General features: G+C 71.4%; 2 protein-coding genes. Both read right to left on the reverse strand.

What is annotated here, in order from left to right; genetic code table 11:
• Positions 1-374: 1,2-phenylacetyl-CoA epoxidase subunit PaaD (gene paaD, locus AB3X95_RS38925; protein ID WP_368624004.1), on the reverse strand; the 374-nt coding region annotated here is incomplete at its 3' end.
• Between the two features lie 7 nt (positions 375-381).
• Positions 382-801: 1,2-phenylacetyl-CoA epoxidase subunit PaaC (paaC, locus tag AB3X95_RS38930; protein ID WP_368624005.1), on the reverse strand; the 420-nt coding region annotated here is incomplete at its 5' end.

Genomic DNA, 801 nt, shown 5'->3' on the forward strand with positions numbered 1-801 from the left:
GAGGTCGCGGCTGAACCGCAGTTGCCCGTGGGCGGCGCGATGCCGTAGACGCGCAGTTTTTCGCGCGCCTCGGCGGTGATCCAGTCGGTGGTCCAGGCCGGCGCGAGCACGGTGGCGACGCGGTAGGGCGTGAGCTGCGCGGCCTCGAGTGCACGGCCGATGTCTTCGGCAATCTGCGACATCGCCGGGCAGCCCGAGTAGGTCGGCGTGATCACGACTTCGAGCGCGCCGTCCGCGGCGCGGCGCACCTCGCGCAGGATGCCGAGCTCGCGGATCGAGACCACCGGGATCTCCGGGTCGGGTACCGCTTCGAGCACGCTCCAGGCGCGGGTGAGGGCGGGATCGGTTACAGGCATGGCAGTCGAGGTCGTCATCGCGGGCTCACCAGCTCGCGCCCGGATGCTGGCGCGCGAGGCTCTGCATTTCCGCGAGCACGAAGCCCATGTGCTCCGAATGCTCGCCGTGCTTGCCGGTGCTCACGTGCCGCAGCGCCGCGGGCAGCGTCAGCGTGGCCGCGTCGAGCGTGGCGCGCACGTCGTCGAGCCATGCGGCTTCCAGCGTCGAGGTGCGCGGGCCGACGCCCGCCGCGGCGATCGCGTCTTCCACCGCGTCCGCGCTGAAGAACTCGTACGTGTACGGCATCAGGTAGTCGAGCGCGGCCTGCGCGCGACGGTGCGATTCGTCGGTGCCGTCGCCGAAGCGGATCAGCCACTCGCCCGCGTGATGCACGTGGTACTGCGTTTCCTTGGCCGACTTCGCGGCGATCGCGGCGAGCTGTGCGTCGGCGGAGCCCGTCAGCGC

Source organism: Paraburkholderia sp. BR13444 (genome assembly GCF_040948755.1).
GTDB classification, from domain to species: Bacteria; Pseudomonadota; Gammaproteobacteria; order Burkholderiales; family Burkholderiaceae; genus Paraburkholderia; species Paraburkholderia youngii.